This window comes from Paenibacillus sp. cl6col, assembly GCF_900102125.1.
Lineage (GTDB): Bacteria > Bacillota > Bacilli > Paenibacillales > Paenibacillaceae > Paenibacillus_B > Paenibacillus_B suaedae.
In genome coordinates, this window is sequence record NZ_FNAZ01000004.1 from 54852 (window position 1) to 79540 (window position 24689).

General features: G+C 44.6%; 27 protein-coding genes and 1 other RNA gene. 16 read left to right on the forward strand and 12 right to left on the reverse strand.

Annotation, left to right across the window (positions count from 1 at the left end; genetic code table 11):
• Nucleotides 1–50 precede the first annotated feature (50 nt).
• The 6 genes from pdxK (at nt 51) to ssrA (ending at nt 7114) form a co-directional block, all read left to right on the forward strand.
• Nucleotides 51–872 carry a pyridoxine/pyridoxal/pyridoxamine kinase gene (pdxK, locus tag BLS15_RS12170; protein ID WP_021252816.1) on the forward strand — a complete coding sequence of 274 codons (822 nt, stop codon included), beginning with the start codon at nt 51–53 and terminating at the stop codon, nt 870–872.
• Nucleotides 873–1036: 164 nt separating this feature from the next.
• Nucleotides 1037–1273: a preprotein translocase subunit SecG gene (gene secG / locus BLS15_RS12175; protein WP_021252815.1), complete on the forward strand. Its 237-nt coding sequence runs from the start codon at nt 1037–1039 to the stop codon at nt 1271–1273.
• Nucleotides 1274–1476: 203 nt separating this feature from the next.
• Nucleotides 1477–4692, forward strand: a complete 3216-nt coding sequence (rnr, locus tag BLS15_RS12180) for a ribonuclease R (RefSeq protein WP_090511689.1) — start codon at nt 1477–1479, stop codon at nt 4690–4692.
• Between the two features lie 207 nt (nt 4693–4899).
• Nucleotides 4900–5739: an MgtC/SapB family protein gene (locus BLS15_RS12185; RefSeq protein WP_021252813.1), complete on the forward strand. Its 840-nt coding sequence runs from the start codon at nt 4900–4902 to the stop codon at nt 5737–5739.
• Nucleotides 5740–5972: 233 nt separating this feature from the next.
• Nucleotides 5973–6446, forward strand: a complete 474-nt coding sequence (gene smpB, locus BLS15_RS12190) for an SsrA-binding protein SmpB (protein ID WP_021252812.1) — start codon at nt 5973–5975, stop codon at nt 6444–6446.
• A gap of 303 nt (nt 6447–6749) precedes the next feature.
• Nucleotides 6750–7114: a transfer-messenger RNA gene (ssrA, locus tag BLS15_RS12195) on the forward strand.
• Between the two features lie 60 nt (nt 7115–7174).
• Here the strand turns inward: ssrA and BLS15_RS28535 are convergent.
• Both BLS15_RS28535 and BLS15_RS28540 read right to left on the reverse strand, forming a co-directional pair.
• Nucleotides 7175–7486: a hypothetical protein gene (locus tag BLS15_RS28535; protein ID WP_139170657.1), complete on the reverse strand. Its 312-nt coding sequence runs from the start codon at nt 7484–7486 to the stop codon at nt 7175–7177.
• A complete protein-coding gene (locus BLS15_RS28540; protein ID WP_139170658.1) occupies nt 7467–7739 on the reverse strand; it encodes a hypothetical protein in 273 nt (90 codons plus the stop codon). The genes BLS15_RS28535 and BLS15_RS28540 overlap by 20 nt, the downstream gene beginning before the upstream one ends.
• Nucleotides 7740–8071: 332 nt before the next feature.
• On the opposite strand from BLS15_RS28540, the gene BLS15_RS12200 reads away from it, so the two are divergent.
• A complete protein-coding gene (locus BLS15_RS12200) occupies nt 8072–8434 on the forward strand; it encodes a hypothetical protein (protein ID WP_028533462.1) in 363 nt (120 codons plus the stop codon).
• Nucleotides 8435–8964: 530 nt separating this feature from the next.
• Here BLS15_RS12200 and BLS15_RS12205 read toward each other — a convergent pair.
• The 3 genes from BLS15_RS12205 to BLS15_RS12215 form a co-directional block, all read right to left on the reverse strand.
• Nucleotides 8965–9579: a DUF1796 family putative cysteine peptidase gene (locus tag BLS15_RS12205; protein WP_090511694.1), complete on the reverse strand. Its 615-nt coding sequence runs from the start codon at nt 9577–9579 to the stop codon at nt 8965–8967.
• Between the two features lie 434 nt (nt 9580–10013).
• The gene (locus BLS15_RS12210; protein ID WP_021252808.1) at nt 10014–10469 is read right to left on the reverse strand and encodes a hypothetical protein; all 456 of its coding nucleotides are present in this window, start codon (nt 10467–10469) and stop codon (nt 10014–10016) included.
• Between the two features lie 123 nt (nt 10470–10592).
• Nucleotides 10593–11168, reverse strand: a complete 576-nt coding sequence (locus BLS15_RS12215) for a TetR/AcrR family transcriptional regulator (RefSeq protein WP_090511698.1) — start codon at nt 11166–11168, stop codon at nt 10593–10595.
• A gap of 152 nt (nt 11169–11320) precedes the next feature.
• Here BLS15_RS12215 and BLS15_RS12220 point away from each other — a divergent pair, with 152 nt between their 5' ends.
• Complete coding sequence (locus BLS15_RS12220; protein WP_090511703.1) at nt 11321–13090, forward strand: oleate hydratase; 1770 nt, start codon at nt 11321–11323, stop codon at nt 13088–13090.
• A 73-nt stretch (nt 13091–13163) separates the two neighbouring features.
• Here BLS15_RS12220 and BLS15_RS12225 read toward each other — a convergent pair whose 3' ends face one another.
• On the reverse strand, nt 13164–13715 hold the full coding sequence (locus BLS15_RS12225) for a helix-turn-helix domain-containing protein (protein WP_021252805.1): 552 nt from the start codon (nt 13713–13715) through the stop codon (nt 13164–13166).
• Between the two features lie 174 nt (nt 13716–13889).
• Between BLS15_RS12225 and BLS15_RS12230 the strand changes: the two genes are divergently transcribed.
• The 4 genes from BLS15_RS12230 to ribD all read left to right on the forward strand — a co-directional run bounded on the left by BLS15_RS12230 (nt 13890) and on the right by ribD (nt 16855).
• Entirely contained in the window at nt 13890–14282 is a 393-nt protein-coding gene (locus tag BLS15_RS12230) for a DoxX family protein (RefSeq protein ID WP_090512126.1), read from the forward strand.
• Nucleotides 14279–14929, forward strand: coding sequence for an alpha/beta hydrolase (locus tag BLS15_RS12235; protein ID WP_090511708.1), 651 nt, complete (start codon nt 14279–14281; stop codon nt 14927–14929). The genes BLS15_RS12230 and BLS15_RS12235 overlap by 4 nt, the downstream gene beginning before the upstream one ends.
• 65 nt (nt 14930–14994) lie before the next feature.
• Complete coding sequence (locus BLS15_RS12240) at nt 14995–15759, forward strand: GTP cyclohydrolase II (protein WP_021252802.1); 765 nt, start codon at nt 14995–14997, stop codon at nt 15757–15759.
• Complete coding sequence (ribD, locus tag BLS15_RS12245; protein ID WP_090512130.1) at nt 15752–16855, forward strand: bifunctional diaminohydroxyphosphoribosylaminopyrimidine deaminase/5-amino-6-(5-phosphoribosylamino)uracil reductase RibD; 1104 nt, start codon at nt 15752–15754, stop codon at nt 16853–16855. Before BLS15_RS12240 ends, ribD begins: the two co-directional genes overlap by 8 nt.
• 24 nt (nt 16856–16879) lie before the next feature.
• On the opposite strand, the gene BLS15_RS12250 is transcribed toward ribD, so the two are convergent.
• Entirely contained in the window at nt 16880–17170 is a 291-nt protein-coding gene (locus tag BLS15_RS12250; protein WP_090511713.1) for a transporter, read from the reverse strand.
• 34 nt (nt 17171–17204) lie between these two features.
• Nucleotides 17205–17510: a hypothetical protein gene (locus BLS15_RS12255; RefSeq protein WP_090511716.1), complete on the reverse strand. Its 306-nt coding sequence runs from the start codon at nt 17508–17510 to the stop codon at nt 17205–17207.
• A 359-nt stretch (nt 17511–17869) separates the two neighbouring features.
• Between BLS15_RS12255 and BLS15_RS12260 the strand changes: the two genes are divergently transcribed.
• Entirely contained in the window at nt 17870–19912 is a 2043-nt protein-coding gene (locus tag BLS15_RS12260; protein ID WP_175460759.1) for a stalk domain-containing protein, read from the forward strand.
• A 61-nt stretch (nt 19913–19973) separates the two neighbouring features.
• Here BLS15_RS12260 and BLS15_RS12265 read toward each other — a convergent pair whose 3' ends face one another.
• The 4 genes from BLS15_RS12265 to BLS15_RS12280 all read right to left on the reverse strand — a co-directional run bounded on the left by BLS15_RS12265 (nt 19974) and on the right by BLS15_RS12280 (nt 22440).
• Nucleotides 19974–20369 carry a VOC family protein gene (locus BLS15_RS12265; protein ID WP_021252798.1) on the reverse strand — a complete coding sequence of 132 codons (396 nt, stop codon included), beginning with the start codon at nt 20367–20369 and terminating at the stop codon, nt 19974–19976.
• Between the two features lie 153 nt (nt 20370–20522).
• The gene (locus BLS15_RS12270; RefSeq protein ID WP_090511725.1) at nt 20523–21311 is read right to left on the reverse strand and encodes a GNAT family N-acetyltransferase; all 789 of its coding nucleotides are present in this window, start codon (nt 21309–21311) and stop codon (nt 20523–20525) included.
• Between the two features lie 187 nt (nt 21312–21498).
• Complete coding sequence (locus BLS15_RS12275; protein ID WP_028533469.1) at nt 21499–21717, reverse strand: hypothetical protein; 219 nt, start codon at nt 21715–21717, stop codon at nt 21499–21501.
• Nucleotides 21718–21780: 63 nt separating this feature from the next.
• A complete protein-coding gene (locus BLS15_RS12280) occupies nt 21781–22440 on the reverse strand; it encodes an SGNH/GDSL hydrolase family protein (RefSeq protein WP_090511728.1) in 660 nt (219 codons plus the stop codon).
• A 288-nt stretch (nt 22441–22728) separates the two neighbouring features.
• Between BLS15_RS12280 and BLS15_RS12285 the strand changes: the two genes are divergently transcribed.
• The 3 genes from BLS15_RS12285 (at nt 22729) to BLS15_RS12295 (ending at nt 24598) form a co-directional block, all read left to right on the forward strand.
• Complete coding sequence (locus tag BLS15_RS12285) at nt 22729–23376, forward strand: 2OG-Fe(II) oxygenase (protein ID WP_090511732.1); 648 nt, start codon at nt 22729–22731, stop codon at nt 23374–23376.
• Between the two features lie 78 nt (nt 23377–23454).
• Nucleotides 23455–23742, forward strand: coding sequence for a hypothetical protein (locus BLS15_RS12290; RefSeq protein ID WP_021252794.1), 288 nt, complete (start codon nt 23455–23457; stop codon nt 23740–23742).
• Between the two features lie 208 nt (nt 23743–23950).
• Nucleotides 23951–24598, forward strand: a complete 648-nt coding sequence (locus tag BLS15_RS12295) for a TetR/AcrR family transcriptional regulator (RefSeq protein ID WP_090511737.1) — start codon at nt 23951–23953, stop codon at nt 24596–24598.
• The last annotated feature ends 91 nt before the right edge of the window (nt 24599–24689 follow it).

The window sequence follows — 24689 nt, forward strand, 5'->3', positions numbered from 1 at the left end:
TACTTATCTTAAATTTAGAGGAACAAGATACTGTAAAGGGGTAAGGACACATGAAACCGATTCATAAAGTGCTGACATTGGCTGGCTCGGATACGAGCGGTGGAGCTGGCATTCAAGCTGACCTAAAAACATTCCAAGAACGCGGTGTGTACGGCATGACCGCATTGACGACCATTGTAACGATGGATCCGGAAGAAGGTTGGGCGCACCGGGTGTTCCCAATCGCGCTCTCTACGATAGAAGAGCAATTGAAGACAATCATGAGTGTCGGTATTTCAGGCATGAAGACCGGTATGCTGGGTTCTATCGATATAATTGAGCTGGCAGCACGCACCATTGAGAAGCATAACATTCCGAACGTCGTTGTTGACCCGGTTATGGTGTGCAAGGGTGCTGACGAGGCACTTCACCCAGAGACGAACGATGCTTTGCGGGACATACTCGTACCGAAGGCCATCGTGGTAACACCGAACTTGTTCGAGGCTTCACAGCTGGCAGGAACAGCGCCAATCCGTACGCTCGAAGATATGAAGGAAGCCGCTGCTCGCATTCAAGAGCAGGGAGCGAAGTACGTATTGGTGAAAGGCGGCTCCAAGATTGGATTGCCTACTTCTGTCGATGTATTGTATGATGGCAAATCCTTCGAAATATTGGATGCTGATCTGATCGATACAACCTATACGCATGGCGCTGGCTGTACGTATTCAGCAGCAGTAGCAGCAGAACTGGCGAAGGGGAATGATGTACGTGAGAGTGTCCATAAGGCGAAGAGCTTCATTACGGAAGCGATCCGTTATTCTTTCCCACTTAATCAGTATGTTGGACCTGTGCGCCATAATGCACTGCGCTTGCTGCAGCATGGCGAAGAATAAGTAAGCGACGTATTCATGTAAGAATGCCTGGTAACTGAGGTAGCTTTCCGGAAGAGAAAGGAAAGGGAGAGAGGATAAGCCTTGCCTGCTTCTTATTCGTGTGATACAATAAAAGTACTGTTTTTGGCTTTTCGAACGTGTATCACGCATTAGGAGGTGTAACTGTGGAAATTTTCTTGAAAATTTTGCTTGTCATTTTTTCTATCGGTTTGATTAGCATTGTGCTTCTGCAGAAAGGGAAAAGTGCCGGCTTGTCAGGTGCCATCTCCGGCGGTGCGGAACATCTATTCGGAAAGCAGAAGGCACGCGGTCTGGACTTGTTCCTGCAACGTGCAACGGTTGTATTGGCAGGAGGATTCTTTATCTTGTCACTGATCGTAGCTTATTTCCTTAAAGGTTAATTCCCATTCGTAAGCAAAGCGAGGACATGCTCCTCGCTTTTTTTGTACCCATTTTTCCGGCGAAGACAAGAAACTTGTTACGATGTGGATCGAACGGAAAAAATGTAGGAAAAGCGCCGGGATGTAACGATTTTATTTCGTGTATACTAGGTTATATATTGTTATACTGTATCATGCAGGTCATGGCAAGGTGAGGTGAAGGAATGGTAACAGAACAACAGTTGTTGGACTTTATGCGTGAAACCGCTTATAAGCCGATGACCTATCAAGAGCTGGAGCAGCATTTCGATATTGAAGGCGCTTCAGAGTTCAAGGCATTTCTGAAAATGTTGAATCAAATGGAAGAAGAGGGTAAGGTGCTGCGCACTCGCACAGACCGCTACGGTGTGCCGGAGCGTATGAACTTGCTGCGCGGACGCTTGCAGGCGCATGCCAAAGGCTTCGCATTCTTGATTCCGGAAGAAACGGGGCACCCCGATGTATACATTCACGCAAATGATTTGAAGACTGCGATGCATGGGGATACCGTGCTTGTACGCGTGACGAATAAAGGCTTTGATGGCGCTCGATTGGAAGGCGAAGTTGTGCGCATTGTGAAGCGTGCAGTGGAGCGTGTTGTCGGCCTTTTTCAAAATTACGAATCGTATGGATTTGTCATTCCAGATGACAAGCGGATCAATCGCGACATCTTCATTCCGAAGGAAGATATGCATGGCGCGGTTACCGGGCAGAAGGTCGTTGTCCATATTGTAAGCTATCCGGAAGGAAGAGCAGCAGCGCAAGGCATGGTGGCCGAAATTCTCGGTCATAAGGATGATCCTGGCGTTGATATTTTGTCCGTCATCCGTAAGCATCAGCTTCCGGAGGCGTTCCCTGATGAAGTGATGGCAGAAGCAGAAGCTGTGCCGGATTCCATAACCGAGGAAGAAATCATCAGTCAGCGACGCCGTGATTTACGGGGCATGAATATCGTCACGATCGATGGAGAAGATGCGAAGGACTTGGATGATGCGGTATATGTAGAGCAGCTACCGAATGGACATTACAAGCTTGGCGTCCACATTGCAGACGTCGGCTATTATGTGAAGGAAGGTTCTGCGCTGGATCGCGAGGCATATGCTCGCGGCTGCAGTGTGTATCTGGTGGATCGAGTTATTCCGATGCTGCCGCATCGATTGTCCAACGGAATATGCTCTCTCCATCCGCGTGTGGATCGTTTGACATTGTCCTGCGAGATGGAGTTCGACGAGAAGGCGAAGCTCGTGAAGCATGATGTATTCCCGAGTGTAATTCGTACTGTTGAGCGTATGACGTACACCAATGTACGGAAAATCGTTGAGGATGAGGATCCAGAGGTATCAGCACGCTACGCTTATTTGGTTGACAGCTTCAAGCTGATGAAGGAATTGGCGCTGAAGCTTCGCCAGAAGCGGATGAACCGTGGAGCAATTGATTTCGATTTTGTGGAATCGAAGGTATTGGTTGATGAGAAGGGTGTACCGACTGATATCATTAAGCGGGAACGTACGATTGCGGAGCAGATTATTGAAGAGTTCATGCTGGCAGCTAACGAGACGGTTGCGGAGCATTTCCACTGGCTCAGAGTTCCGTTCCTATACAGGATTCATGAAGAGCCGAATAGTGAGAAGCTGTTCAACTTCATGTCCTTCGCAGCGAACTTCGGATATGTTGTTCGAGGCAAGGGCAATTCGGTACATCCTCGTTCCTTGCAGATGCTGCTTGAGGAAATTGAGGGAACGCGTGAGCAGACTGTGATCAGCACGATGATGCTTCGCTCAATGAAGCAGGCGAAGTATGATGCGGAGATGACAGGCCACTTCGGACTAGCTGCTGAATTCTATTCGCACTTCACATCGCCTATCCGCCGTTACCCAGACTTGGTCATTCATCGAGTCATGCGGGAAGTGATGGATAATGGAGGAGCGTTGCCTGAGAAGCGCTTGGAGCAGCTACATGCACGCATGCCGGATATTGCGCAGCAATCCTCGGAGCGCGAGCGGGTAGCCGTTGATGCAGAGCGGGATACAACAGCGCTGAAGAAGGCAGAATTCATGCTCGATAAGGTCGGCGAGGAATTTGACGGCATTATTAGCAGTGTGACAAGCTTCGGGATGTTTGTTGAGCTGGATAATACGGTTGAAGGGCTTATTCGACTAAGTGAATTGAATGATGATTATTACCACTTCCATGAGCAGCATATGGTGCTGATCGGGGAACGGACGGCAAATGTATTCCGTATTGGCGATGAAGTTCGTATTCGGGTAGCTCGTGTCAATATGGATGAGCATACGATTGATTTTGAGCTGATTGAGAGCAAGTCTCGCCATAACGGACGTGACTTCGGCTTCGACATCCGGAAGAAACGTGGTCGCGGTGGATTTGGTGCCGAAGGACGCGGTGGAGCTGGACGTAGCGACTATAAGGGCCGTAAGGATGGAAAAGGCGGCCGTCCAGGAGAACGCGACCGTGGTGGACAACCGCGAAATGGCGGCGATACGGATAGAGGAGCAAGAGGCGGTCGTTCGGATCGATTGGGCGGTCGAGATAGTCGTCCGACAGAACGTTTCGATCGTGGTCGTCGTGCAGATCGGCCTGCTGGTCAAGGTACACGTGGAGACGGTCGTGCAGATCGGCACGCTGGTCAAGGCATGCCTGGAGCTGGTCGTGCTGATAGACGTACTGTCACAGGCATTGATCCGGCGGAAAAGCAAGCTTATGAGCAGTATGGTGCTTCTTCGACCCAGCAGTTGCGTGGGGGTTACGGACGAGATCAGCACCAGCATGAGGAGCGATTGGAGCGGGATGCTCGTTATGAGCGTCACAACAATGGTGATGCTGTGGAGCATGAGGCCGACGCATTCGCTGGCGATTGGTATAACCAAGGCGAATTCCGTGAGCAGCAGAGGGGCCGCCGTGGACGCAAAGGACGGCGCGAAGAGCAGGGTCGTGGAGTCAATCCATATGAGAAGTCATCAAGTGCACCTCAGCCACGCGGTAAGGGTGGCATTAACTTTGGCGCAGGCCAAGGGAATGCGGAGCGTCCAGCCCCAGCGAAGAAGGAGTATGATGACTCCAATTGGGTAGATCGTCTCATTTCAGATGCGGAACAAGAAGCTGATCGTCCACGCTCCTTCGACTTTGGCTCTGGCCGAGGCGGTTATGGTCGATCAGGTGGCAATGATCAGGGCGGTAGAAAACCAGGGCGTGATGGAGGCTCCTATCGAGGTAGCGGCACATCTGGCGGCAAGAAGGGGCGGAGAACGACGTCCGAAAGCGGGATCTTCATTGGTGAAGATGCGGCAAAGGCTCGTAATCAAGGCGAATCTGCCCACAAAGCAGCAAGGCAGAAGGGGAAAGCAAACAGCAAGACTGCAAAGTTTGTTCGTAAGAAGCGATAAGTTTTCCGTTTTCAACAAGTAAGAAATAACGGCTTTGGTTCCGCTTAAGAGCGGGACTGGAGCCGTTTATTATTTTCTGTGAGATGGAAGCTGGGGTTTCGATTTCAACGCTTAGGTGGGCATACGGACAATCAAACGGAATACATATGATACAATGTACATATCTTAGGAGACGCTGCTTTTTACTTCGTTAGAGAGGTGAGTAAGATGAGCCCTTCAGATATATCGATGTATCATGTTATGCTGCGTATGGTGCTTGCATTAGTGCTAGGTGGCTGTATTGGATTGGAACGGGAGAAGCGAAGTCAGGCTGCAGGGCTAAGGACGCACATGCTGGTGAGCCTCGGATCTGCGCTTGTCATGCTCATATCGGTATACGGATTCCCAGATTTAAGCGGTGATAATAAAGCCGCTGTGGATGTGGCGCGTATTGCGGCTCAGGTCGTCAGCGGTGTTGGCTTCCTTGGAGCAGGGACGATAATACGCAATGGAACTAGTGTGAAGGGGCTAACGACAGCTGCTTCCTTGTGGGTTTCGGCGGCGATTGGGCTTGCTTGCGGCTCTGGCTTTATTTCTGCGGCCTTATTCGGTTGTGCCTTATCTCTCGTCGCTTTGTGGCTGCTGAATAAGTATGATATTAAAAATCGGGTTGCACATCGAATTCACGAGCTGGAAGTCGTTGTGGAAGAGCGCGATGGATGGCTGTCAGAATTGACAAAGGTTGCAGAGGAGCAGGGGCTTACGGTACGAAGCATTCGTATGCGGCCGGAGCGCAATGCAGGGAAGTCATGGACGAAGTGGCTTGGAGCGGGACAGGGGATAGAACAGAAGGATAGAAGCGATTACTTGTCTGAAAGCGATATGGAAGTCGGCAGGGAGGACGGTCACCCCGAAGACATGGATGACAAAGAGCGGCGAACCTTGGCAAGTGCAAGACAATTGCAGATTGATCTGAAGGTGCTGTCTGAAGATGTAAGATCGGTAGCCGTATGCTGCGAGACGATACTTCGATTACAGGGAGTCTCGGATGTTCATATGTTATCGTAATTGGAGTTACTTTACGATTACGAGATATGAATTGAAGAACACCTTAAGCCAAACATAGTCTGTGCTTATTCTTGCCTAATAACATTTGAATCCGATATGTTTCTTGCTTGAGTCGAGGGTGTTCTTTTTGGTACAATATACTTCTAAGCAACAAGCTATAGTGAAGTGGTTCAAAGCAATTTTGCCTTGTTCACTTGGTGATGATGTCATTGTCATAACGTTGGAGGGCAATCATGGGTAAGAAGAATGATAATAAAGTTTTAGCCCAAAATAAGAAGGCGTCCCATGATTATTTTATTGAGGACACTTATGAAGCGGGCATGGTGCTGACAGGGACAGAAATTAAGTCGCTGCGCATGAGCAAAGCGAACATTAATGACTCCTTTGCTACAATTCGCGGTGGTGAAGCGTTTATTCACAATATGCATATTAGCCCATTCGAGCAGGGAAACCGACACAATCCTACCGATCCGACGCGTGCGCGCAAGCTGCTGCTGCACAAAGAGCAGATTAACAAGCTGATCGGGCAGACGAAGCAGGAAGGGTACACGCTCGTTCCGTTGAAGGTATACGTTCGTAACGGATATGCGAAGCTGCTGATTGGACTCGGTCGAGGCAAGAAGAATTATGATAAGCGTGAAACGGCCGCTAAGCGTGATGCGGATCGTCAAATTCAACGCGCGCTGCGTGAGAAGCAGAAGTATTAAGGTTAGCTTGAGGCATAATGCGATTTTTTGCTACTGTTGCTAGCAGTATTCCTTTTGGATCATTTGTACCAAGGAAATGGCATGTAACACTGGCAACAAGTTGACTAACAACTTTCGTTTGAGTGTGTTATAATAAACGTGTCGGTAACGAACAGTGCTGTACAGCATGGTGTCGCTGCTGACCGAATACGAACATCATTGACAACTGAATAGTGTGGAAGGATACACTATCTGTGTCTTAACTAGATTCTCTTTAATTCAAGACTCTATTCCCCTGATGGGCGAGGTTCGCTTATCACTTATGGGGGCGTTCTTGGATTCGACGGGGATAGTTCGGGCTCGGGTAGCGGGTAGTGGGGACGCGTCCACTTCATCAACGCTAAAGCCATTTAAACGGCAAACAACAAACAAACTACGCTTTCGCAGCTTAATAACCTGTGAGCGTGCTTCTACTCTGCATCGCCCATGTGCCGAGATAGGGGCTCAACTTTTAGTGGGATACGCTGTCACATCTCCGCCTGGGGTGTGCTGAAGAAGACAATCAGGCTGACCCAAAGCATAGCCGGTTACGGGGCGATGCTCGGGTGACATCAAAACTGTGACTACACCCGTAGAAGCTCGTGTTGCGTTATCTTCGGACAGGGGTTCGAATCCCCTCGCCTCCACCAAAAACCTGAAAAAACCGACCGCGTGAGGTCGGTTTTTTGTTTTGGTGGAAGTAGGCGAAGTTACGGGATGAGAACCCCTGGGGTTCGTTCCGCGCGCAGGAAGTGGGGGAATGGCTTCGTAGGAAGACAACAGCGAACGAGCACGGCATCGATTTCAACCACTAAGGTAGTCATCGAAGGATAAGCATCGACAGCAAGTTCAATGAAGAAATCGATTATCCCCTCGCCTCCACCATGAAAAACTCGACCGCATGAGGTCGGGTTTTTGTCATGCTCGGCGAAGTTAGGGATGAGAACCCTTGGGGTTCGCTCCGCGCGCAGGTAGCGGGAGAATTGCTTCGAAGGAAAGGCATCAGCGAACGAGCACGGCATCGATTTCAACCACTAAGGTAGTCATCGAAGGATAAGCATCGACAGCAAGTTCAATAAAGAAATCGATTACCCCCTCGCCTCCACCAAAAACCTGAAAAAACCGACCGCGTGAGGTCGGCTTTTTGCGTTGGAGGCGAAGCATAAGGATGAGAACCCCTGGGGTTCGTTCCGCGCGCAGAAAGTGGGGGAATGGCTTCGTAGGAAGACAACAGCGAACGAGCACGGCATCGATTTCAACCACTAAGGTAGTCATCGAAGGATAAGCATCGACAGCAAGTTCAATGAAGAAAACGATATCCCCTCGCCTCCACCATCATTAAGCCGACCACGTGAGGTTGGCTTTTTGCGTTCGCAGCGTGGGAGAGCCGCTGTCAGGAGTTCAGTCTCACGCGAAGGGAGTGAGTGAGAAGCATTGGAGGGAGACTTTAACGTACAAACAGTTTTTTGCTATTGCTAATAAGCGCGTCCACATACAAAGTTTTCTTGTTATAGTTATTTATATAAGCGAATTCATTAGAAACGCCGTTATCTTCGCTCACACGATAGAATTAAATATATTAAATGTAGATTGGTTGGTGAATCTGAATGAGCGGAAAATTCTGGTTAGTGATACAATATCCACTGAAAAGTGCAAAAGGCAGTCAACGTGATCACTGGTTAAGAGATAAAGTAATGGAATATTTGGAGATATCTCTAGTAGATGCTAACTTAGGCTATGTTGATGGCTCAGATATGGGGAAATGCATGTCCGACTCGAAAAAGTATGCTCTAAATATATTTTGTGTTGTTACGGAAGAAGAACGGAGTATTGCCCTGGTGAAAAGAATTTTAAGAGATAGCAGGCTTGATTATACTCGTATAAAAATTGCTACAATGCCCTATGGAAAAGAAGAAACATACACTCTGAAATATACATATAAGAAGGGAGTTACTAATTTTTCACTATAGTATGAGACACCGACACTCCTGTATGGCACGGCCAATGAATAACTGCCACTTGAACATATATGCTTGCAATTTCTTTCCTCACTGATAAGCGTGAGATACACCAAATGATGAGAGGTAGGGATAACGATGCAGGACATCAACAACGTTGTTTATCGCGTGCTATCTCCTGTTGATATCACATACCTACGCCATTTTCCTCACACAAATTATCGTTGTTTTATATTTTATCGTATACATTATCGACTTAGCTGATATTTTTCCGAAATCATTGGGTATGTCGGTTCATGAGAATGTGAAATATCATCGGCTTATTCAAGTCCAAATGCTTCAACATCTTGATGACTGTGACTACACCCGTAGAAGCCTTTGTTATGCTATTTTCAGAATGGGAAATGAATAAGAAACTAGATTATTTACTCAAAGATGAACAAGGCTTCAGTACGTGCAATCAGAGTACTATTAATTACGTCTCAAATGACGTGATTTTCTAATTGTCGCGTTTCAAATAAATCGGCAGATGAAAATAGGCACTATACCGATTTAAACCCTTTCATAATGAGATCCCAATGATGGTCTGAGCCTCTCCAATTCCTGCCTGGCGGAATTTTGACAGAAGAAACGCGCTGCAGTCCCCAATCGTCATAAATGACGCCTTTTCCCCACTGATTATGGAAATTAACTATGAGTATCCTGAAATCTTTGTGCGAAATGCCAGATAAAGCTTGTTCCAGGAGCCGCGCCTCCGAGCTTGAAGTTTCTGTACGAACGAAACAAACAGGGCCGGTTTTTATTGTTTTCAAAAATCTGGATACCCTACGGTCCATTGTCTCTTTGAACTTGGGGTACAGCTGGTTGGGATTATAAGGAACGGGGAAATCATGATACGAATCTACATGGTATTCCGTATCACGTAAAACATAATGATTATCGACTATGTTTATAAGACGCAATTTGTCTAATTCCATAAATCCATTGAACCTTGTCTTGAGGAGATGTGAAATTTTCGAGGAAGGATAGGATATAAACCAATCAAGTGGGCCACTAAATTTACGGAGTTTTAGTCTTCTTAATTGATGCGCAGTCTGGCACGTTGCTCCAAGGCTGAAAAATGCATGGTAAGCTCCTCTGTTTTGATTCCAATCCAAAGACCGTCACCTCAAATTCATATAATTGGACGGGTACAAGGCATTTCCCCTATTCTATTCCTATTGTATGGGTATCTAGAAATTTAGCCTGTTCAAATGCCTAGATGAACATTTTTCACTATGCCCAAAAAAGGCGAACATCCAATAAAAAAATCAAAAGGGTTGGAAAAGATTCGTACTAAAACATACAGATACGATGGGGCACCGTATAATGCTGAATAGAGTGACGGGAGCTATGGAATTAGGATTATTTCCTGACATTTGCACGGCTTTTCTTGCTCTACAGGGGATAGGAATTAGGGGTGAACGGCTGCAGAAAAAACTAAACAGCTTTAGCCCGATGGAAGTACGAGCTAAAGCTGCTTAATCATTGTATTTTAATGTCTACTGACGGGTTTAGTTCAGACCAGGTGGCTCTATTGTTATTTAAATATTTAGCCTTTTTTAGCTGTTTTAAATGAACTGCGTATTTGATCATACGTATCCGGAGCCGTGTTCTGTAGACTAAAATGCATGTAAACTTTATTTTCGGTAATCAGCGCAATCATTTCTTTATCGTCTGCCGATTGAATGAGTACTAATGATCCTTTTGTGTCTCCGTCATCATAATCAGCAGATTCTACAACCTTCGGATCCTTCAGCTGCTCGTCCTCTGGGAGCGCTCTCTTAGCACCAACACGGAATTTACCTTGCACATCAGGATGTATACTCTCATCAACAAACTTCGTTTTGGCCTCTTTCGTTCCATTGTGGTAGTTTGTGACATAGGATAATGCCAGCTTCTCATCCGCAGATCGATCCTGCGAATCTGCAGCATTATTACTTGAGCATCCAGATAATATAATCACTGCGGCTAATAAAATAGATAGAAATTTTGTGATGTTCTTCATGTTTTCCCCCTTGAAATATAATACTATTCGTTAGTCTATCAGGTATAGGGGGTATTTGGTAGTAAAATCCAGGGTGTTTCCATTAAATTAAGTATTAATTTGTAAAAAATGATAGATTTAGATTCACTTAAAACGCTCCACTGCATCCATAAAACGCCCATCCATCAGTCGAACAATGTGGTTCACGATTACCTCACAGGGTGTTTTCATCCCATCCTCAATCCAATCCAGCAGCGTTCCTGCAAAGGCATGACTGTAAAATTGAACGATGAACGTCCTGTTCTTTTCTGAAATCACACGGGAATCTGATACTTCATTGATGACATTGCTCAGGAGTTCAAACAAAACCTGATTTAAAAACATTTCCAAATGCTCTTTTCCAAGAGAACGACATGTGTTCATGCAAAGCGCCTTGTTGCTTTCCACAAATTCTAAAATGATTAATAGCCCCTGCTGCCAAGTCGCATAGGATTTGTTATTCTGGATAGCACCCAGTGCCTCCGTTTTATATATCCATCCGAGCAGGTCATAAATATCCTGAAAATGATAGTAAAAGGTTTGGCGATTCAACTTGCAGGCTTCCACTAAATCTTTAACCGTTATTTTATCTAAAGTCTTGGTGCCCAGCATATCCTTCAATGCATCAGCTAATGCATGTTTGGTGTACGGATGAATTGGAAACCTCTCCTTAGGATGCAATGTTTCTTATTATTCTACCACAACCTATGGATATTTTAGACATATGGCACTTGAAGTTTACATTTTAGACACAGGGCTTTACTTGTCTATTTTTATTGCATTCATACTCCTATAAAGTGGAGGTGTCAGGACCACTAAAGGAGGTTGTAAGGATGTATTATAGCAATGGTAACTATGAAGCTTTTGCCCGTCCAAAGAAACCACTCGGTGTTGATCAAAAATCCGCCTATCTGATCGGCTCTGGTCTTGCATCACTGTCCGCAGCCGCATTCCTCATACGGGATGGTCAGATGAAGGGGGAAAACATTCATATTCTTGAAGAACTCGATATTGCCGGAGGTGGATTAGACGGCATCTACGATGACGGTCGAGGGTTCATTATCCGCGGTGGCCGGGAAATGGAGAACCACTTCGAATGCCTGTGGGATCTATTCCGTTCTATTCCTTCACTTGAAACAGAGGGCGCATCAGTATTAGATGAATTTTACTGGCTCAACAAGGAGGATCCGAACTTCTCCTTGCAGCGTGCTATCCTCAATCGTGGTGAGGATGCACATACCGATGGCAAATTCACACTTACTCAAACTGCTTCGATGGAAATTATCAAGTTGTTCTTTACGCCAGAAGAAGCGCTTGAAGATATGAAAATTACAGATGTCTTCTCGGAAGATTTCTTTAACTCGAATTTCTGGCTTTACTGGCAGACGATGTTTGCATTTGAGCCTTGGCATAGTGCAATGGAAATGCGCAGATATATCGCTAGATTCATTCATCATATCGGGGGATTGCCAGATTTCTCAGCGTTGAAATTTACAAAATACAATCAGTATGAGTCTCTTGCACTGCCGCTAATGAAGTATTTGCAAGGCCATGGCGTCACCTTCCAATATGCAACGACCGTAACGAATGTTGAGTTTGATATTACGGAGAACAAGAAAGTTGCTAAAAAGCTGGTCTATGTTCAAAACGGACAAGAAAAACACTTTTACCTGACTGAAAATGATCTGGTATTCATCACGAATGGCAGTAATACCGAGAGCTCCACTTTAGGCGACAACAACACTCCTGCCGTTATGAATACCTCCCTCGGGGGAAGCTGGGAGCTTTGGAAGAAGATTGCGGAGCAGGATCCTGCCTTCGGCCGTCCAGACAAATTCTGTGGCAACATAGCGGAAAGCAACTGGGAGTCTGCTACGGTTACAACGTTGGATGACCGAATCCCTCCTTACATCGAGAAAATTTGCAAGCGGGATCCATTCAGTGGCAAGGTCGTTACCGGCGGTATCGTGACAGTAAAAGATTCAAAATGGCTGATGAGCTTTACCTTGAACCGACAGCCTCACTTCAAATCGCAGCCAAAAGATCAGCTCGTCGTATGGGTTTACAGCTTGTATTGCGACGTACCAGGTGACTACATCAAGAAACCGATGAAGGACTGCACGGGTATCGAGATCACGGAAGAATGGCTCTACCACATGGGCGTACCTGAAGCAGAGATTCACGATCTTGCCGTAAACTCCGCAAACTGTGTGCCTTGCATGATGCCTTATGTTACATCTTACTTCATGCCAAGAGCTGCGAGAGACCGTCCGAATGTAGTTCCTGATGGTTGTATCAACGCTGCCTTTATCGGTAACTTTGCCGAAACACCGCGAGACACGGTATTCACCACAGAATATTCGGTACGTACCGCCATGGAAGCTGTATACACGCTTCTTGACATTGATCGCGGCGTGCCAGAAGTATTTGGATCCGCTTATGATGTCCGTGTGTTGTTGGATTCCACAGCGAAAATGATGGACGGCAAGAAGCTAACCGATATGGAACTGCCTCCAGCAATCCAATTAGCAGCAGTGACGGGTGTGCAAAAGGTCTCTCACACCAGAATCATGCAGCTGCTTAAAGAGTATAAGTTGATTTAAACATAGACGAAACGAGGAGTTCTGCCACTGGCAAGACTCCTCGTTTTTTTTGTCCTACGAACATAGCTGATAGTTAGATGAGCTCCCGATTGTTGTCGTTCTCCGTATAGATGGATATTAGAACGATGGCAGTGTCATCACCGATGTTTTTCACCAAATGGGGTGTACATGCGTTCCAACTGAAGGAATCACCTTTTTCAAATTCGGCCGCGTCTTCTCCCTGCTCCGCGTAGATTCTTCCCTCAATGACAATATGAACCTCCTCACCTTCATGCGCATGTGGAGCAATCCCCGTCGAAGCCCCTGGAGGAAATTCAACGACCATCATCCTTACGTTCTTCGTAGAGCTTAAGTGCTGCACTGTTAACTTATCAGAACCGCTTGTCGTAATGCTTCGCTCATCTTTACGAACAATATTCATCCGATCTTCTTTCTTTAATAGCAAGTAAGCTAAAGGTACTTTTAGTGCCTTTGCGATGTTTTCTAGAGTTGATATGGAAGGGGAAGTCTTATTAGTTTCCACTTGACTCATGAATCCTTGAGATAGACCAGTTTCTTCGCAGATTTGAGCAATAGTTATATTTTTTCGTTTTCGGATAGAACGTATTGTGGAGCCAATATCCATAGGACTGCACCTCTTTAATATTAGTGATAACAAATATAATTATATATTAGCAATTTTTTTGTTGACACGCTACTTGCTTTTGATTAATATTACTAATATGAATTTTATTTCTTTATAACTAATAATATTTTGAGGGTGATTTGTGTGACGAAGATAGCTGCAGTAACAATTATTATGCGTGTAGTGCTAGGAATCATATTTATGTTTCATGGTATCGCGAAATTTCAAATGGGCATGACTAATGTTGAGGCGTGGTTCAGTTCTATTGGTATCCCTGGATTTGCGGCTTATATCGTGGCGCTGCTTGAGCTTGTGGGCGGTATCATGCTGATAGCGGGATTGTTTACCCGTTATGTATCGGCGTTATTCGTAGTAATGCTTATTGGTGCAATACTGACTGCAAAACTCTCCGTCGGACTTCTTGGCAATGCTCAAATGGCGGGCTATGAGTTGGATCTTGGATTTATGATGATTTCTTTATACCTTGCAGTGGCCGACCGGTCGCCATTCTCGCTTGACCGCATTATTATGGCAGGAAAAGCGTCTCAAAAAGGGTGGTTCAAATGACTCCGTTTTACCAGTATGACGTTCACCTGCCTGCCAATGTAGTACCGAATAAGAAATACCCGGTTATTTTTACGCTGCACGGTAAAGGTTCTAATGAAGGAAATATGTTTGGCTTGGTAGCACCTATAAGTGATGATTTCATTGTCATTGGGATTCGCGGTAATCTACCGCTTGGTGCAGGATATCAATATTACGAACTGAAAAGTTTGGGCAATCCCATTCGAGAGATGTTTGATGAGGCGGTAAAACAGCTCGAAGCTTTCATTCAATATGCGATGGATAAGTATCCGATCGATCCGGACAAATGTTACTTGCTCGGCTTCAGTCAAGGCGCCATTCTATCCATGACGCTTGCACTTACAATGGGAGATCAACTAAAGGGAATCGTTGCGTTGAATGGATACATTCCTGACTTTGTAAAGACGGAATATTCACTTCGAAGTCTGAATAATGTATCGGTATTTGTCTCGCACGGTGAGTATGATTCCATATTCCCAGTCAGGATCGTGCATGAAACGGCGACATATTTAAAGGAACACACGCAACGAATCACATTAAAGATATACCCGACCGAACATGGCGTTTCGGAAGAAAATCAACGTGATGTTCTGGATTGGCTTAGGCAGGATGCTGGTTTAACTATATAACAGGGTATAAAAGTTGTTTCGTTCACAATAAGACATAAACATTGGTTAAAAGAGGAGTTGTGTTAATGCCTGCTGTTAAGGAGTTTGATCCGAAAGTCATTTCTCTTCTACAAGAGAGAATTAAAATGATCAACACGGAAAACGGAGCCATTTATCTAGTCGGACCAATAAATCTTCCGATTAATTTGCGGGGGGAGACCGTTCAGTTTAAATGGTATTGCTGGTTGAATTGCAGCGAGGTAACGGAAGATTTTGAACATATTGTTGCCAAATTATCGAATGTAAATTTAGCTGAATTTCAACAATCGAGTGTGCTGGTGCACGGAGACTTCGAGAATGCAGATCATGCTTTAATCCGGTTCCATTCCATTTGCCACACGGGGGATATTTTCGGCAGCAAACGCTGTGATTGCGGATATCAGCTTGAACAGTCATTGGTGCATATTGCCGAACATGGAACTGGCGCGCTGTTTTATCTTGCCAACCACGAAGGCAGAGGGATCGGGCTTTTCAGTAAAGCGCTGGCTTATATCCTTCAGCAAAATGGTTACGATACCGTAGATGCCAATCTTAAACTTGGATTTGTTGACGATGCCCGTGACTATAGTGATGCGATACAAGTACTAAATGTCCTTCGGACCAAACCGGTTACACTGATAACCAATAACCCTAAAAAGATTGATGCGCTTCGAAACGCAGGCATGGCAGTGGAAGATCGGGTACAGCTTTGGGGGGATGTATCGGAATATAATGAAAAATACTTAAAAACCAAAATCGAGCGGTCGGGACATATAAACGAAGGGAATGGCTCCTGCAACAATGATGAATAACCATGAATTCTATATGCGGCTGGCCATACAGAATGCAAAGGCCATGAAGGGGCAGACAGATCCCAACCCGCTTGTAGGGTCTGTGATTGTCAACGAAAACCGCATCGTGGGCATCGGGGTTCATATGAAGGCAGGCGAACCCCATGCAGAAATCCATGCGATCCGCATGGCTGGAGAGCTTACGCGGGGAGCGACCATCTATGTGACGCTTGAGCCTTGTTCCCATTACGGTAGAACAGGGCCATGCGCAGTTGCAATTGTTGAAGCAGGCATTAAAAAAGTGGTGATCGCAGCACTTGACCCTAACCCGCTCGTTTCGGGGAGAGGGGTGGATATACTCCGGGAAGCAGGAATCGAAGTCATCACGGGAGTATGTGAAGAAGAATCTTACCAAATGAATGAGGTTTTCAATAAATTCATTGTCCAGCATATTCCGTTTGTAACTTTAAAAACAGCTATCACGATGGATGGGAAAATCAATAGCTACTCTTCCGATAGCAAATGGATTACTTCAGAAGCGGCTCGGGAAGATGTCCACGTTCTCCGCAATCAGAATGCCGCGATCTTAGTTGGCGTCAACACGGTGCTTGCAGATGACCCCGAGCTTACAACAAGGTTGCCTAACGGTAGGAATCCGATACGCGTGGTTTTGGATTCCTCTTTACGGTTACCTTTGGATGCTAAGGTGGTTATAGATGAAAAAGCTCCCACTTGGGTGTTTACAACAACTTCCCACGACGTCGAGAAGAGGGCAGCCTTAGAAAAGGCAGGTGTTAAAGTCTTTGTTACGGAACAGACGGGCAGGGTCAATCCAACCGAAGTTATTCAGCTTTTGGGCAGGGAGATGATCTCTTCCGTTTTGATAGAAGGCGGGGGTGAAATCAATGCAGCCTTTTTTGAGAATAAACTCATCGACAAAGTCATTATTTACATGGCTCCGAAGTTGATAGGTGGTCGGAATGCTTCGTCCTTTCTCGGCGGGACAGGGATCGAAAAGATGAGTGGTGCTGTAGAGCTTCACGATGTCAGTGTGCAGCCATTAGGTAAAGATTTTAAATTTGTGGGTTACCCATATGCAAAAGCCCAGTACCGATAAGGGACTGGGCCGCTATTTTCTTCTCTAAAAACATGTAAATGACACAATGCTTCTTAGATCGACTCCCGTAAACATCCATCCAAAACCGGTCCATCTAAAACCTGCAACGGATCTACGTCCTACAAAGGTTGGGAAGAACCAGAACGAGTTCCCATTTCTTAACCACACATACGTGTTGCGGAATAAACAACCGGAAATAGCTCCGGGGTCGATGGCGAACGCTGTAGCAGCGGGTTGTGGTGGTGCAAATTGTGGAGGAGGGGAGGATGGTGCCTGCTGTATTCCTTGTGGTCCTTGAGGCGATACAAATGCCATAAGATTTCACTCCTTAGATTAGGTTTGATCAGGCCTATATTAATGAAATGGCGAGTAAATTGAACAGCACTAGGGGCAAGACGAAATCATTTTGGAAACCAGGTACAAAAGCGCGACTAGTTCCATGGCTTGGAAGTCGTAAGTATAAAATTCCTCTTTCACAGTGGATAAGTACCCCTTCAAAAACATCGCCATCCATCGTCTCCACTAGAACAAGTTTATTCATATGGTTGCGGCATATATTTCCTATGTGATCTTGAATGGATCTTACGTTATGCATAGTCGTTGGATCCATTCGATACAGTGTTTGTTCTTGTTGCCCCTGTTGTTGCAAGCTCATGGTCATGACCTCCAATTTAGATTTGTTCATTTTCTCCATCGTATGCAGATGCCTATAGGGGAGTGACGATATATGCATGGAATTAATAATATTTGTCGATTTCAAACTCAAAGGTAGTCATCGAATGATAAGCTTCGGCAGCAAGTCCAATGAAGAAATCAATATTTCCCTCGCCTCCATGAAGTCAATCCACAACCTTATGCGGTTGTGGATTTTTTGTTGTAGTACAAACCTCCTAATAAAATTCAGAAGATGACAGAAGAAAATAGTGTCAAACTAGTAAAATGGACATATGTTCATGTGTCCAAAAAGGGGTTTGGTCTGTTTTAGCACACACCATTGATAAAGGGGCAGAGAAAATGAAAGTTAGAATGATGGTTTTTCTATTGATTAGCTTTGTCTTGCTGTTCGGAGGAACGGCAAGCGCAAGTGAGAGGCTTGATTATAGGGAGGGGGATTATCTCGTTCATCTTCTTGAAGATGGGGATGGGATAAGGAAAACGTTCCCATTCCAGACAAGTAATCAGATTACAGCGTCCAATACGGAGATCCGATTGTTTATCAATGCACGAGAGATAGATTCTACAGCGTATACGATTGATTATGGAAACCATACGATAACGATGCGTAAGGCGCCCGATAGCGGAGCCGAGATTTCAATGAAATATGCCATTGCTCCTACCTTTGAATGGGAAGAAGGGGTGTCAGGTAAAGCCAGCATCGGTAATGCCCTGACTGGGGGGGACGGCTCCACTCGAACGTTCCAAGTGTCATCCCGTTATATACTGAACTCGAGCAAAAATGTCAGTCTGCATATTGATGGTCATAAACTTAGTTCTTCAGAGTTTACGTTTAACCATGAGAATCTCACCATCACGATATCAGAGAAACGGAAGGCACCAGGCAGACAGTCGAAAATTTATTTTTACTTCCCAAAAACATCGATATCTTCAACTAGACCATCCGGTGAAGCGACCGAGCCGAAGTGGCCATCAGAAGTGATCGAGCCAAAGTCGCCTTCAGAAGTGACCGAGCCGAAGCCGCCATCAGGTTCGGTTACAACTACGGTACCTGAAGCTGAAACTGTCGTTGTGCCTGAATTTAACGTGCCCAGCGGAAAGAACTTCCCAGGTGCGATTACACTAAAATCGAATTATACATTTACGGTGTCTACAACAGCGGAAATGAGGAAGTCGGGTTATTATACATACGTCATGATTAAAAATTCAAATGGGGAACTGGTTAGGCGTATTCAGGTGGAAGCTAACAGTTCTTCTACCTATTCCTTGCGCGCGTTGGGGTTGCCAGCAGGGGGATATTATATTTATGTAAAAGTTATGACTCAGTATGGAGGAGTTGCAGTCTCTAGCCCTCAATTCTATCCTGTCCGTCATGAGACGCAACAGATCGGGGTATTTATCGGAGGGAAGCAGCAGACTTATAAACAGCCCCCTGTCAATCGAAAAGGGAATGTATTGGTTCCGCTTCGTGGGATCTTTGAGTCATTAGGTGCAACCGTAAAATGGAAGTCCTCTACACAAACGATCACGGCAACAAGGGGAAGTACAACCATTGTGTTAACAATTGGTTCATCTACAGCTTATGTCAACGGTGTGGCTGTCAAACTGAATGCAGCTGCGCAATTAGTAAACGGTTCTACAATGGTTCCGATTCAATTTATTAGTGAAGCGCTTGGTGCAGAAGTGAAGTGGGAAGGAACGTCAAGAACGGTTATTGTTTTTCAGTATGAGCCCGATATTCCAACCTCCATCGAGAGCGAGAGGACTCCAACCAATGGGGGATCTGGATCTGAGAGTTCATCACCAATTTTGCAAAATATCTCGAAAGAGATTAACGAGGCTTCGGATATTGTGTTTGTCATCGACGTTACGGGCAGTATGGCAGAGGTCATTGATTACGTGAAAGAATCCATCAGCAAGTTCGTGGATTCAGTTCCTTCCGGATCTAATCTTGCCATCCTTGCGTATCGCGATATCAATTATATCGATAGCAAATATCCTGCATTGGAATTTTTCAATTTTACGAATCAAAAGGGAGTATTGAAGAACCAGCTAAGCAGTCTGGTGGCGACTGGCGGTATGGATGTGGATGAATCGGGTTTAGAGGCGGTTCAAATGGCGATGGAGAAAATGTCAGGCAGCAAAAATGCAAAGAGAATTATTTTTATAACGGATGCACCTGTTCATGATAAAGAAATATCGCCGAAAAAAACAAAGTATTCTCTTAAAGAAGTAATCAACAATGTAAAAGCGAATAAGGTAACGCTGGATGCAATCGCACCGAAAGAAGGATTTGCTTATCAGCAAATTATTCAGCTTGTTGAAAGCAATAAAGGTACCTTGTACGATATTAATGAAGCATCTCTCACGTATATAAAATAAGGTGTACTTGAAAAACCCGACCTCAAGCGGCCGGGTTTTTCTATGTGTAAAGGAAATAATCCTATTTTGCATTCTTATCTGGCTGATGAATCCCAAAAGTATTCCCCTCGGTGTCAATATAATACCCCTGCCATGCCATTCCGGGTAGTGCATGCTTCGGCAATGCGACTTTGCCTCCAAGATTCAGGATTTTTGTCTCAGTAGAATCGTAGTCTTCCACTCCCATTGTACATGCATAGCCATTCAAAGGCTGACCTGATTCAGGGGTAGTGCCTTTACGTTGCATCAAAGCCCCGTTAATGCCCAGTTCATTTGCATCCCCAGTCGTAGCTCCGAAATAGGGCATTCCAGCATAATCGCTCCAATCCTCAAATGTCCATCCAAATACCTCTCCATAAAATTTCTTAGCACGTTCCATGTCATCTACATGAATTTCGAAATGAACGATTCTGCCCATGATTACCTCCTACGTTTTGGTTTTCTAAAATCCTATCATGCATGCTTTTTGATTCCCCTAGATCATTATTGTAAATACGCAAAAAAATAATACATTTCATAATATGATCAGTTAAAGGAGAAGATTTACACATTACAGGTGTATAAAGAGGATCTAAGGTTGGTTTCTGTTCACTTTGTTATTAATAAAATAGGTGTCATAAGATTCCTTGAACGTGTATCCCAGCTTTTTTGCTAGCTCAACAGACTCAGCATTCGCCGCATCCCAACTCGGGTATTTCCCTCTATCCAGACAATCTAAAATCAGTACAGAGGCAACAGTTGCTGCAAGTCCCTTCCTTCTATGGTTAGGGTGACTCGCAATTTCGATCTCGATTCCGTCATCATAGATGCTAAATGATGTTGCCGCAGAAACAATCTGCCCTTTATGTAAAATAGCATACCCGATTCCTCTTTCCATAAAATCATCAATCGAATCAAACTGACTGACAAAGTCTTCTGAGAGCTCATGGAAGGAAGGGGCGCTAGCTATCTCTTTATCAATTTTTTTAATTTCATATTCTTCAGGTAATGCAGACAGTAGATTCTGTATGTGTGCTCTATCCAAATCCCCAGAATCTTTTTTAAATCTAAATCGCTGAAATTTCTCATAGGATCCTTTGTAAACCGTTTCTATCCGCTTTTTCCACCCATCCGAATCAACAATTGCAAGCGTAAATTCAGGAAGATTGTAAAGTAATTCTTCAGCTTCTTCTGCGCTGGGGTTCCCCGCATAAAACACAAAAATCCCCACAGTGATTTGAGCAACAGTTGGATTCTCAAGGTTGTCTACCCAAGCGTCACCCATATGTCCTTGGAGATAAGAGAGAACAATCGTGCTATCCATATGTTCGAACATAGGCACCAATTTTTCTCTTACATTGTGATCTGCTTTATAAATCATTCAATTCCTTCTTTCTAATAATAGTTTCCTGTATTACCATATCATGCACCCACAGATATTACTATATTAGGATTCCGGCCATGGCCAGTTAAGCAGCTGCAAAAATGCGAAAAGGGGATATACAGGTCATTTCACATGACTTGTATATCCCCTTTGTATGAGAACTGTTCAACTTGTTATGTACAAATTAGAACAGCTTCTTGATCGAATCAAAAACACCGCTGGCTTTATCTACGGTCAATTTCGCTTTTACACCCTCGATTAATGCATTGATCTGATCATTTGGCAGGTCAATCCCTATTACAGATTCGATCGCCGAGACAGGATCACTCATAAATTTAGATGAGAAGTCCGGATCGTTTTTGACTTTTGCAACGACTTCTTCAATTTTTGCTTTGATATCCATGTGCAATCCCTCCTTTGGATTTGTACTATTTTCATTCTTCGCTATTATACTAGAACTTATTCGTTAAGTAAAAAGCGGGGGATTGTTTGGAAAAAGATATGGCGCCAACTTCGCTGCAATCACTTGGTGACCCCTGTTGTTCGGGTGTATCGGCAAAAATCCGCCCAGTGCATCTTCAATCTTTCCATGTTGAAATCCATAGATAAGCTCGGCCTTCTTCCCTTCAAACCACTTATGAGCGGGAGCTACCGTAACATCAAAATGACGGGAAATTTCACTGATTAGAAGATTTAATTTGCTTACCGCATCAACGGCAAGAGGGCTTTTGGGAAATGGATTGTATTGGGTGCAGCAAACGATTCGAGCACAGCTTCCTGCTTGAATTTGAGTGAAAATGGAACTTAAATTGCGTTCATAGTTTGCAATCATATGTCGTACTTCCGGTGCTGTCTTAGATCTAAGCGCGGCTAGTGCCGTGTTCGCTAAGTCCACCCCGCCAATCCATACCGAAACGACAGAGGAATGACTGATTCCAGGGGCCCCGCGCCAAATCAAAGCATCCAATAGATCATAGCTGTTCCAACCAGGCTGAGCCAGAACAAAGCCTTGGGCTCTGCATGATTTTGAATGTAACGCAGAGACGATCAATCGGGGATAAGACTTTGCCAGTGAAGATGCATTTTCCCCAAATGTGATGGAGTCCCCAAGAGCTGTATAGATCATTATGATATCACCCGTTCCACTCTTTATCATAAAGACAACGTAAACCATCAGATGAAAGAACAATAACAATGATAACGTTTGACTGAATGCTCGTGTATTTTCGTCACATACAGCCTAGAAACATTATATTGCGGCTGCGTATTAGTTGTGAATCAGGAATGTATGATTCGGAATGTAGAGGTAAAGGTGAAAGTGGTCTGTACCTTTCTAAAAATTAGTAGAGCGGAATGACCATTTTATGGTATCTTATTTTTGTGATTGATGTCATTAACTGGGGGATACCTAAGGATGATCGGGAACGCGACGGAGAAAGAACGTACTATTTTTGATCATGTCGGAAGCACTATCAAGACAGAAGATCGAGAGATTCGAATCCTTGCCAAATATGAGGAGCCCTTGGTTATGGTACTAGGAAATGTCCTTAGTAATGAAGAGTGCGATGAACTGATTGAACACTCAAGAGATCGGCTGCAGCGCTCCAAAATCGGAGAAGACCGTTCAGTCAATCAAATTAGAACGAGCAGTGGAGTATTTTGTGAAGACAGTGAGTCGGTCGCAAGGATTGAGAAGCGAATCGCTCATATCATGAATATTCCGATCGAGCATGGTGATGGTTTGCAAGTGCTGCTCTATACCCCCGGTCAGGAGTATAAACCGCATTATGATTACTTCGCTGAGACGAGTCGGGCAAGTGGCAATAATCGAATTAGTACACTAGTTATGTATCTGAATGATGTGGAGGAAGGCGGAGAAACGACCTTCCCTAAGCTTAATTTATCCGTGTTTCCTAATAAAGGCATGGCGGTCTACTTCGAATATTTTTACAGTAATCCTGAATTAAACGAACTTACCTTGCATGCAGGTACACCTGTAAGCAAAGGCGAAAAGTGGGTCGCCACGATGTGGATGAGAAGACAAACCTTTCGAATTTCATAGGTTTGGAAGGAATGCCCTTGCCCTTTGCCGAAATACTCCTTGATTATATACAAATCATTGGATTCGGAGGGATAGGTTATGTCAGTAATCATCACAACAGGTGATTTGAAAAGAAATTATGAAGTGATTGATACCATATTCGCGATGGATTCTCACAAAGAAGGCTATTATAAATCTGCAGACCCTAATTTAGCCTTTGAGGGAGTTAAAAATCAGTTAAAGAAAAAATGTGAGCAATTGCGTGGGGATGCTGTGATAAGTTGTCAATTTGAATATCGTGTAGCTGTTTCTGATAGTTTGATTGGCAAAAAGCAGGTTATGGAGATTTTTTCTTACGGTACAGTAATCCGGTTTTTGGATAGATGATGATGAAGACGAAATAGTGGTTGCTTTACAAAAGGCTCGACCTGATTAGGTCTGAGCTTTTTTAATACCCAACAAAAGCGTTAAGGGATACTTATTAAACCCTTCCATGTATTCAAATTTTTTAGGGCAAAAGTCCTTTTTTAATAGATTGGTTTATGTTAACATCTAACAGACAGGCAGTCGGTCTACTAAAGAAAGAGGTATATGGATGAGAATTGTAAAAGAAGCCGAAGAGCGTAGAAATGAAATTCTTGACGCAGCGGATGAGCTTTTTGGCCTGAAAGGCTTTGACGGTGCAAGTACAAACGATATCCTCGATAAGGTCGGGATTGCACGTGGAACCTTATATCACCACTTTAAATCGAAGGAGGATATATTAGACGCGTTGATCGAGCGGTACAATGTCCGTCTATTAGGTGCGGCGCAGGATATTGCTGCTGACAAGAGCATCCCTGTAGTCAAGCGAATTATCCGTGTAGTCATGGCACTGAACATAAGCGGCGGGAGCAGCAAGGAGATAATGGAGCATATTCACAAGCCGCAGAACGCACTTATGCATCAGAAAATACAGAAGGTCATCATTAACGGCGTTACGCCGATACTGGCGGAAATTATCCGCGAAGGCATCCAGGTGGGCATGTTCCATACGCCGTTCCCATATGAATGCATGGAGATGATCGTGATCTATGCAAATACCGTGTTGGATGATGATGTGGTTGAATTGACGGACGAAGAGCGGATGTTACGTATGCAGGCATTTGTTTATAACATAGAGAGACTGCTTGGGGCTGCAGAGGGAAGTCTCATTCACACGATGAGGATGTTCGGAAACATAAACGGAAAACATGCCGAGTAGTTAAACAGAACTACATCATTCGGAAAAAATGTGAATTTTTTCATGAGATCATGAAGGTTTCGTATCCGACCAAAACGTCCTAGTTTCAAAC